Origin of the sequence: Maribacter sp. ACAM166, from assembly GCF_005771495.1 — a bacterium.
In the GTDB taxonomy this organism is placed as follows: domain Bacteria; phylum Bacteroidota; class Bacteroidia; order Flavobacteriales; family Flavobacteriaceae; genus Maribacter.
In genome coordinates this window covers 22,469-31,434 of sequence record NZ_VAUW01000044.1, presented here as the reverse complement: position 1 = coordinate 31,434, position 8,966 = coordinate 22,469, and the positions used below count along the sequence as shown (strand labels likewise).

The 8,966-nt window shown below is 37.1% G+C and carries 7 protein-coding genes; all 7 read left to right on the top strand.

What is annotated here, in order from left to right; translation table 11 throughout:
* The first annotated feature begins 954 nt into the window (after positions 1 to 954).
* Positions 955 to 2,229 (top strand): ribonucleotide-diphosphate reductase subunit beta, encoded by a 1,275-nt coding sequence (locus tag ES765_RS18890; protein WP_138115904.1) that lies wholly within the window; start codon positions 955 to 957, stop codon positions 2,227 to 2,229.
* Positions 2,230 to 4,014 (top strand): ribonucleoside-diphosphate reductase subunit alpha, encoded by a 1,785-nt coding sequence (locus tag ES765_RS18885; protein ID WP_138115903.1) that lies wholly within the window; start codon positions 2,230 to 2,232, stop codon positions 4,012 to 4,014.
* 320 nt (positions 4,015 to 4,334) lie between these two features.
* Positions 4,335 to 5,789, top strand: coding sequence for an NAD(P)/FAD-dependent oxidoreductase (locus ES765_RS18880; RefSeq protein WP_138115902.1), 1,455 nt, complete (start codon positions 4,335 to 4,337; stop codon positions 5,787 to 5,789).
* 43 nt (positions 5,790 to 5,832) lie between these two features.
* Positions 5,833 to 5,973 carry a hypothetical protein gene (locus tag ES765_RS21915; protein WP_171017374.1) on the top strand — a complete coding sequence of 47 codons (141 nt, stop codon included), beginning with the start codon at positions 5,833 to 5,835 and terminating at the stop codon, positions 5,971 to 5,973.
* Positions 5,973 to 6,167, top strand: coding sequence for a DUF6132 family protein (locus ES765_RS18875; RefSeq protein ID WP_138115901.1), 195 nt, complete (start codon positions 5,973 to 5,975; stop codon positions 6,165 to 6,167). Before ES765_RS21915 ends, ES765_RS18875 begins: the two co-directional genes overlap by 1 nt.
* A gap of 289 nt (positions 6,168 to 6,456) precedes the next feature.
* Positions 6,457 to 7,758: a TolC family protein gene (locus ES765_RS18870; protein ID WP_138115900.1), complete on the top strand. Its 1,302-nt coding sequence runs from the start codon at positions 6,457 to 6,459 to the stop codon at positions 7,756 to 7,758.
* Between the two features lie 48 nt (positions 7,759 to 7,806).
* The gene (locus ES765_RS18865; RefSeq protein ID WP_138115899.1) at positions 7,807 to 8,886 is read left to right on the top strand and encodes an efflux RND transporter periplasmic adaptor subunit; all 1,080 of its coding nucleotides are present in this window, start codon (positions 7,807 to 7,809) and stop codon (positions 8,884 to 8,886) included.
* Positions 8,887 to 8,966: the final 80 nt, after the last annotated feature.

The following is an 8,966-nucleotide window of genomic DNA, read 5'->3' as shown; positions in this document are numbered from 1 at the left end:
ACCTTTGCTCTAAGGTCAATTGTTTGTAATGTTTCATCAAAACGAATATAAATATTGAGCCTAAAACAGATGGGGCTAGCCCCATCTGTTTTAAATATTCGTGTTGCACTTATGACTTGAACTTAGAAAACAAAATGGTTGAGTAAAAAAACTTTAAAATATTCAATTTAAAGAATACTCATGTTAAGGTTTAATTTTTTGTTTGACAGTTGTTTTTTAGGAACTACCATTTTGCTTTGAAGCCAATTTCACTACGTTCAAAATTAGCGGTCGTAGCGGAGGGAATAATACGGTACTTATAGTTGGGGTTTGCGCTAAATATTTTAGAGAACTGTAGTTGTAATGCAGCTGCTGCATCTGCCCTGTACGTGATATTTTCTGAAATCGCCTCACGAATTTCTACAAATAAAGCATGGCCTTGAATAAGTTACCATCAAATTGGCACTATCATTCACTACTATACTATCATATATTTTCAACACTAGACTACTAATCACTCTTATAAAAATTAAGCGTTGCTTTTAAAGCTAGAATTTAATTCGATTGAGTAAATCCCATCAAGAGTATAAATGTGTTAGTTGGCACTACGAACCCTACTGCAGCAAGGGGGGCGAACTAAATAAAATGATACGCTAGTTTATTTCGTAAAGCCCTAATCCTTAAAAGAAGTTTGGGGCTTTTATGTGCTGCTAAATCGGTTATTAATTAATGGAATTTTGATGAAGCGCTAGGGTTATAATAATTTCAAAAATGTGCTTCTGTAGAAATTGGATAAGACTATTCAAATCCAATATTTTTTTATTTAGCGCTAACATTCTCAAGTTCATGGTTTTCATGATGTAAAAATGATTTGTTAATAAAGTGTGGAAAACCTAAATCCATTTACTAGAAAATATGGATAAAATGTAGCGACCTTTACACTAGTTGCTTTGAACAAAACGAAGATATAATATCATGCAAATCACACACCTTATTAAGAGAGATTTCACCAAGAAACCTTTTCAATTACACAAGATTATCGATGCGATTTTAAAGGCTATGACCGCCGTAGAGCAAGGTGGGCCAGAGGATGCAGAGAGAATTGCTAATAGTGTTTACGCATCGCTTTTAGAACGAAGAGCGCTTGATGAAAACTATGTACCTACGATTGAAGAAGTTCAAGATTTTGTAGAGAACAGGCTTATGGAGGGCGGTTTTTTTGATGTTGCTAAAGGATATATATTGTATCGTAATGAGCAGGCTCAAAAACGAAAATCAAACATCTTCGAGAAGCGAATTAATTTAAAACCCTACGAATATCCTGAATTATATGAATATGTACCGGCTATTCGACATTCGTATTGGATACATACCGAATTCAATTTCACAAGTGATATTCAAGATTTCAAAACCGGACTTACAGAATCTGAAAGAAGCGCCATTAAAAATACGATGTTGGCTATTTCACAGATTGAAGTTGCTGTGAAAAGTTTTTGGGGTGATATCTACCATAAAATGCCTAAGCCAGAAATAGGATCAGTTGGGGCTACATTTGCAGAAAGTGAAGTTCGACACGCCGATGCTTATTCTCATTTGCTTGAAATTTTGGGACTTAATTCAGAGTTCAAAAACTTGAAGAAGAAACCAGTGATGATGAAGCGCGTGCAGTACCTGGAAACTGCACTTAAAAATGCGAAAAGCGTTGACAATAAAGAGTATGCAGAATCTGTATTATTGTTTTCTCTGTTCATTGAGCATGTTTCCCTTTTCTCACAGTTTTTGATTATAATGGCTTTCAATAAGCACAAAAATATGTTTAAAGGTATTTCAAACGTGGTTGAAGCTACCTCTAAAGAAGAACAAATACATGGTGATTTTGGTATTGATATTATCAAAATTATTAAGGATGAAAACCCGAAATGGTTTGATGCAGAATATCATAATATGATACAGCAAATGTGTCGTGAAGCGTTTGTTGCTGAAAGTGAGATTGTTGATTGGATTTTTGAGAAGGGTGAACTTGACTTCTTGCCTAAAGCAGTTATAAACGAATTTATTAAAAATCGATTTAATAATTCTTTAAGTAGTATTGGAATCGATAAAATATTCGATATCGACGAAAAACTATTGACCGAAACAGAATGGTTCGATGATGAAATCATAGGAACCAAACACGGCGATTTCTTCGTAAAACGCTCTATCAATTATAGTAAAAGAACACAAAGTATAACCAGTGACGACCTTTTTTAAATGAACGAATCAAACACTTCCCAGCAAATCAAAGAAACAATCTCAGAAAGTGATCAACTTGTAAACGCAAGGAAAGAAGCTCTCAAGAATGACAAAAAAGAACCGAATACGGGTTTTGAATGGCTAACCGAGCACAGTCTTAACTTTTTGAATTCAGGATATTTAACGAAAGGCGTAACCGCTGAACAACGTATTCGTGAAATAGCCGATAGGGCTGAACAGCTATTGGACATGCCTGGTTTTTCTGATAAATTTTTCGGTTATATGTCAGAAGGATATTTCTCTTTGGCATCTCCAGTATGGTCGAATTTTGGAGAGGAAAGAGGATTGCCGATTAGTTGTTTCGGTTCGCATATTGGCGATGATATGGGTAATATTCTATACACCCAATCAGAAGTTGGCATGATGTCTAAAATGGGTGGAGGTACTTCTGGCTATTTTGGAAAAATAAGACATCGTGGTGCTGAGGTAAAAAATAACGGTCAGGCTTCAGGGGCTGTACATATTATGCAGCTTTTCGAATCAATGGTAGATGTTGTAAGCCAAGGTTCTGTGCGTCGAGGCCGTTTTTCTCCCTACTTACCTATAGACCATCCGGATATTATGGAGTTTTTAGAAATTGGTACGGAAGGAAATCCTATTCAAGAGCTTACCCATGGGGTGACGGTAACCGATGAGTGGATGCAGCAAATGATTGATGGCGATACAGAAAAACGCTCTATTTGGGCCAAAGTTTTGCAACGAAGAGGAGAGATGGGTTATCCATATATCTTCTTTAGTGATAACGCAAACAATGGCGCATCCGATGTATATAAAGACAAAGATTTACCTATATATGCAAGTAACCTTTGTACAGAAATAATGTTGCCTTCAAACGATGATTGGTCTTTTGTATGTGTTTTGTCGTCAGTAAACGTTTTGCATTATGATAAGTGGAAAGATACCGATGCAGTTGAAACAATGGTGTTTTTCTTAGATGCAGTTATTAGTGAGTTTCTTGAAAAATTAGAAAGGTACCGCGACTCCGATTCTCGAGAAGACAGACAAACTTTTCTTTTTATGGAACGTGCTTATAATTTTGCCAAAGACAACCGTGCCCTTGGTCTTGGTGTTTTAGGATGGCATTCGTTATTACAATCTAAGCGTTTGCCTTTCAATAGTCAAGAAGCGTTTAACCTAAATAGCGAAATATTTAAGAGTATTAAAGAGAGATCGTATAAGGCTTCTGAAGCGTTAGCAGTTAAATTTGGCGAACCAGCCGTCCTTAAAGGATATGGTAGGCGAAATGCTACTTTAAATGCAATAGCACCAACAACATCTTCTGCTTTTATATTAGGGCAGGTATCTCAAGGTATTGAGCCAATCTGGTCGAATATTTATGTGAAGGATATTGCAAAAGTAAAAACGACCATCAAAAATCCTTTTTTATTGGATTTGTTGGAAAATAAGGGAAAGAATACAACAGAGGTATGGCACAGTATTCGTGAACGAGATGGATCGGTACAGCATTTAGACTTCTTAACTGAACTTGAGAAAGACGTGTTTAAAACCTATTCTGAAATAGACCAGATGGATATTATCTATCAAGCGGCAAATCGTCAAAACCATATTGACCAAGGCCAATCGGTAAATATAATTGTGCATCCAGATATGCCCGTGAAAGAAATTAATAAGATTCATGTGACCGCTTGGAAGCTTGGACTAAAATCGCTCTACTACCAACATAGTATGAATGCAGCTCAAAAATTTAAACAGAAAAAGGATTGTGCAAGTTGTGAGGCATAGTGAGCTTATATAACTAGTACCGTTGAAAAATTCCCTGTACACCAAAGTCATTAATATTTTGATTTCGTCAAATAGTTAAGGCAGTATATAACATTATTTTACACCAAAAAGGTCGGCTAATTTAGCCGACCTTTTTGGTGTAATTATACAAGCATCTTTATAACACATTATCCACATATATAGTTTCTATGTAACCAATGTTGCTGTACAGCAACATTATAAGAATGAATTTTACAGTAATAGATGAATCATGGACTACGCAACAGGTATAGTTTTCATCTTGTAGTTGTTTGTCCGGTTTTATCATAAAATCCAATAAAATGTCAAAAATCGTGATATTAGGTGCTGGAATTTCAGGACATGTAGCCGCAGCTCATCTTCGTAGAAAGTTGTCGAAACAACATGAGGTTTTAGTCGTTTCACCGAACAGTAATTATCAATGGATACCTTCCAATATTTGGGTGGGAATAGGTAGAATGAAATCCGAAGAAATATTATTTCCGTTACAACCGCTGTACAAGAAAAAGGGTATCAACTATAAGCAGGCGAAAGTTTCTACTTTTCATCCCGAAGGGGATAATGAAACCGAAAAATCCTTCGTAAAGGTGGAATACGTGGTTGGTGAAAAAAAAGGACAAACCGAAAAAGTTACATACGATTATTTAATAAATGCTACAGGCCCAAAATTGGCTTTTGACATGACCGAGGGTCTGAACCCTGGTACAAACAAAGCGTATTCTGTCTGTACCTACACACATGCCGAACACGCTTGGAGTGCTCTGAATGATTTGATTCAACAAATGAAACAAGGTAAAAAGGTTAAAATTTTAATTGGTACAGGCCATGCGAAATCTACCTGCCAAGGAGCGGCATTTGAATATATTCTGAATGTAGAACAAGAATTACGACGGCATAATGTACGTGATAGGGCAGAAATAGTTTGGATTGCTAACGAGCCAAAATTGGGTGATTTTGGCATGGATGGAATGCTGCTCAGTTACGGTAACAATATCATGAAATCGAGCGAAATGGTAGAGATGGTGTTCGAAGACCGAGGTATTAAATGGATTATAGGTGCGGGCGTTAATAAAATAGAAGATGGAGTAGCGCACTACGAAAATCTAGATGGCGAATATCATTCGGAAACCTATGATTTTGCTATGTTGATTCCCTCATTTTCGGGGCATGGTTTTAAAGCGTTTGATAAAAATAATCAAGACATCACTGAAAAACTTTTTAAAGGCTTTATGATTGTCGATGCCGATTATACCCCAAAACCATATGAAGAATGGAGTGTGCAGGATTGGCCGGAGACTTATCAAAATCCGTCCTATAAAAATATATTCGCTCCTGGTATTGCGTTTGCACCACCACATGCAATTTCTAAACCAAGAGTAAGCAAAAACGGAACGTCCATTTCACCTGCTCCCCCAAGAACAGGAATGCCATCTGGTATTACCGCTAAACTGGTTGCAGACAACATTATTGATGTTATAAACGGTAAAAAAGAACTACATCACAAAGGTTCTATGGGTAACATGGGGGCGGCATGTATCGCCTCGGCGGGTTTCGGAATAACCAAAGGTAGCGGTATCAGCATCACGACTTTTCCTATTGTGCCAGACTACAACAAATACCCCGACACCCAAGGGCGAAAACTAAGCAAGACCTTTGGAGAAATCGGACTGGCTGGACATTGGCTGAAATTAGCCTTGCACTATGCGTTTATTTATAAGGCGAAAATGAAGCCATTTTGGTGGTTGATTCCCGAATAGCCAAAAGTTTATAGTAGCTACCTTAATAGTAAAATAAAACAAAATGACACGAAGAATATCAAAATCTAAACGCTTTTTTATGATGAATCCTATTATTCAATTTTTTAAGTTCATTTGGTTGAGCTTGAAGATATTGGTTATCGTAGCAGGTGGACATGGAGGAACTCGAAAAGTTAATAATTAATGACAAAAAAAGCAATACTATTAACAGTAGCCGGAGTAGGAATCGGTGCGATAGCAGGTTATATGTATTATGTCGAAATAGGATGTTTGGAAGGTACTTGCGCCATAACATCCAAGCCTCTGAATAGCACTTTATACGGAGGGGTAATGGGTGGATTGTTATTTAATATGTTCGTGAAGTCTTCTAAAAAATAAAGCTATTTTTTTAAGTTTTATGGTTGGTTGTAAAAGGTATTTCTGTAATGGGAATGCCTTTTTTTTATAATGATTATCAGTGAATTTCAATGAAAGTATCAATAAAAACTAGGGTTTCCTGATCGTAGTCATCTTCAGCTAAATAATGCCCAGCTATATTTGTTTTACTAGTAATTAGGGCATAGATGAACACAAAATGGTTTTCAAGGTTCTTTTAAATGCATCGGTAACATTTGTTACTGTGTAGTCTATTTTGCCACGCTAATTTTGTTATAAATAAATTGATACGATGAAGTACGGATTCATAGGGTTATTATTATTTGCCTTTTATTCAGGACAGGCTCAAGAGGCTAAACCGATTACTAAGGAAGAAGTCTTAGCTAAAGTAAGAGAAAGCAATAATACGCTTAAAATGGCACAACAAGATGTGTTGGCCGCAAAGGGAGATTACAATCAGACAAATGCTATTTTGTTGCCGAATATTAGCGTTTCTCATACGGGTATTGCTACAACGAATCCCTTAATGGCTTTTGGTTCAAAATTAAATCAAGAGATTTTGACAGCGGCCGATTTCAATCCTGGTTTGTTGAACGACCCTAGTCAAATTGAAGATTACGCAACTCGTGTAGTAGTACAGCAACCGCTTTTGAATTTCGATGGAATTTATCAGCGTAAGGCGGCTAAGGCCAAATGGAATGCAACCGAACTACAATCTGAACGCACTCAGGACTATCTAGCCCTAGAAGTGGAAAAAGCCTATATGCAATTGCAACTCGCTTATAAAACGGTTGAAGTTCTACAGAAAGTTCAGGAAACCGCCATGGAAAATAAACGAATAGCCGGCAATAATTTTAAACAAGGCTACCTACAGAAGTCAGATATTTTGGCTGTAGAAGTGCGGGTAACCGAAATTGACAACCAATTGCACTATGCTAGAAGTAATATTCTTAATGCCAGTAACTATTTATCAGTTCTGATGAATGATGACGAAAATCAAATTTTAAAGCCGGCAGATTCGCTGACCATTGTTCACTCCACGATGCCTGTGGGGCAATTATCAGAAAACCGAAAAGATATTCTAGCTATGCACTCTGCCTCACAGGCCTATAAACAAATGCACAAAGCAGACCAAATGGCCTTTCTGCCAAGTTTGAATGCCTTCGGTACCTATGAACTGCATGATGATGAAGTATTTCAAGGAGACGCCAAAGGCTATTTATTTGGAGCAGAACTCAAATGGAATCTTTTCGAAGGCAGCAAACGTTTTGGGAAAGCCCAAAAAAGCAAAGCGGAATATGATAAATCGAAATTACATATAGAACAGTATACATCTGAAAGTAAATTAGAACTGAACAAGGCAAAAAGGTCTTTAAACGACGCACAGAATAAACTAAATCTTACAGAATTAGCCTTGCAACAATCAGAAGAAGCATTGCGAATTAGAACTAATCGGTTTGCGCAAGGGTTAGAAAAAACAACAGATTTATTATTGGCCGAAACACAATTTTCTCAAAAACAACTGGAGTATTACGCCACTATTTTTCAACATAATTACGCCTTAGCGTATGTTGAGTTTTTATTAAAAGAATAAACACGAACTATAATTATCCAGAATAAGGAGTACTTAACACTAAAAGATATGAAACATACAAACTATATAATCGGACTTTTTACACTAACCTTCTTGCTAACGAGCTGCGGCGATGAAGACAAAAAAGCAGTAGTAGATACTAGTCACGCAGTGATCGTTAAGGTAAAGACCGTTTATGAAGACAATAGCAGTCCTTTTTTGACTGTAAGTGGTAAGGTAGAAGCAGTCAAAAGTGCCAATATCAGTACGCGAATGATGGGTTACGTAGATAAAATTTATGTTAGTATAGGCGATAAAGTCAGCAATGGTGAGCTATTGTTAAGTGTCAATAATACCGACGTTTCTGCTAAATTAGCCCAGGTTAATGCTGGTATTACCGAAGCAACAGCAGCCTTTACAAATGCTGAAAAAGACTATAATCGGTTCACGGTTTTATTTCAAGAAAATAGTGCTTCCCAAAAAGAATTGGACGATATAACCGCAAACTACAACATGGCAAATGCACGGTTGGAGTCTGCCAAGCAAATGAAGAACGAAGTGAACGCCCAAATGGGGTACGCTAATATTCGCGCTCCGTTTAGTGGTATGGTAACCAACAAATTCATCAAAGTAGGTGATATGGCAAACCCAGGAATGTCATTGTTGGAAGTGGAATCCCCAGAAAAATATCAAGTATTGGCGATGGTACCTGAATCAGAAATTTTAGAAATTAACAATAATACGGAAGTAGCCGTGCAAATAAAAGCATTGAACCAGACAGTAAAGGGTAAGGTAGTTGAGGTAAGCACTTCGTCTAAAAACACAGGAGGGCAGTACCTAGTAAAAGTAATGCTAGATGAGATAGATACTCAAATATTGTCAGGTATGTACGCAACGGTGCAATTTCCGATAGAACGAAAAACCTCTACTTCAGCTATTATGATTCCTGTGGAAGCTATTATAAACAATGGACAGTTATCCGGAATCTATACGGTAAGCCAAAGCAACACCGCCCTATTGCGTTGGTTGCGTTTGGGCAGAACTTTTGGGGATAAGGTAGAAGTGCTTTCAGGTCTATCAGCAGATGAGCAATATATAGTTTCGGCGGAAGGAAAATTGTTCAACGGCGCCAAAATATCAAATCAATAAACAATAGGGTGTTAGTTCTACCGACAGGTAGGGATTACAGCGGTTACCATACAGGCATAAAAGAGATAGAGGAGTAAGAG

What these genes read in the sequence shown, in the direction of transcription:
- ES765_RS18885 (WP_138115903.1), top strand. Translation starts at nt 2,230, where the DNA reads ATGAACGAATCAAACACTTCCCAGCAAATCAAAGAAACAATCTCAGAA.
- ES765_RS18875 (WP_138115901.1), top strand. Translation starts at nt 5,973, where the DNA reads ATGACAAAAAAAGCAATACTATTAACAGTAGCCGGAGTAGGAATCGGT.
- ES765_RS18865 (WP_138115899.1), top strand. Translation starts at nt 7,807, where the DNA reads ATGAAACATACAAACTATATAATCGGACTTTTTACACTAACCTTCTTG.
- ES765_RS18890 (WP_138115904.1), top strand. Translation starts at nt 955, where the DNA reads ATGCAAATCACACACCTTATTAAGAGAGATTTCACCAAGAAACCTTTT.
- ES765_RS18870 (WP_138115900.1), top strand. Translation starts at nt 6,457, where the DNA reads ATGAAGTACGGATTCATAGGGTTATTATTATTTGCCTTTTATTCAGGA.
- ES765_RS18880 (WP_138115902.1), top strand. Translation starts at nt 4,335, where the DNA reads ATGTCAAAAATCGTGATATTAGGTGCTGGAATTTCAGGACATGTAGCC.
- ES765_RS21915 (WP_171017374.1), top strand. Translation starts at nt 5,833, where the DNA reads ATGACACGAAGAATATCAAAATCTAAACGCTTTTTTATGATGAATCCT.